The following is a 938-nucleotide window of genomic DNA, read 5'->3' on the forward strand; positions in this document are numbered from 1 at the left end:
CGCGCGTCAGCAGCGGATCGGCGCCGGCCAGGTCGCCGCGCGCGAGCGCCTGCAGGCCGCGCTGCTGCGCAATGTAGTCGGGATTGCGCTCGAGCCGGCGCTGCGCGTCGCGCTGGCGATCCAGTGCCGCCGCGCGATCGACGAATTCGGTGTCGTCCGGCACGAGCACGAGGTACGCATGCAGCGCATCGAGATACGCGGGATCGCTGCCGGCCGACTGCAGCACGCGCCGCCACTGCGCCATTGCCTCCGTATGGTCGGCGTCCGCGCGCTTCGCGAGCGCCCACGCGAGCCGGTTCGCCTCCGGCCGCGTGTCGGCACGCTGGTTCAGGAGTCGCACGAGCGCCATCGCCGCGCTCGTGTCCTGCGGATCGGCCGCGACCGCGCGGCGCAGCGCGGCGATCGCCGGCTCGCGCCCGCCCGGCGCATTCGACACGATCTGGTAGTACTCGGCGCCGAGCGCGCCCTCCGGCGCACCGTTCGGAAACAGCGCGACGATCCGCCGTGCCGCCTCGTCGGCACGGCCGCTGCGCGCGAGCAGACGGATCTGCGCCATCTCGCCGCGCCCGCTCGTCGCGACGCGATATTCGTCGGCGACCCGCCGCGTGGCGGGCGCATTCGGCGACTGTGCCTGCAGGCGCGCGAGCGAGGCCTGCGCGCCTTTCGCGTCGCCGAGCCGCAACAGCACGCGAACCTGTTCGGCCAGCAGCTCGGGATCGCCCGGCGCGATCAGCAGCCCCTTGTGCAGCGCGTCGCGCGCCAGGTCGTCGCGATGCTTGACGCCCCACATCCGCGCGGTTTCAAGCTGGCGCTGCGCATCGGCGGACGCGGCGGCCGCCGGCGTCGCGGAAGATGCCATCGTCGTGCTCGGCGCGGTGCCCGGCGCCGCCGCGCACACCGACGACGCGAGCCACGCGAATCCCGCGACGTGCGGCGCG

Annotated in this window: 1 pseudogene; it reads right to left on the reverse strand. The window is 74.7% G+C overall.

The features are described 5' to 3' along the window. Positions 1 to 938: pseudogene (locus DPV74_RS41550) on the reverse strand (cellulose biosynthesis protein); the annotation flags it as partial.

Origin of the sequence: Burkholderia sp. HAN2018, assembly GCF_024704855.1 — a bacterium.
Classification (GTDB): Bacteria; Pseudomonadota; Gammaproteobacteria; order Burkholderiales; family Burkholderiaceae; genus Burkholderia; species Burkholderia cepacia.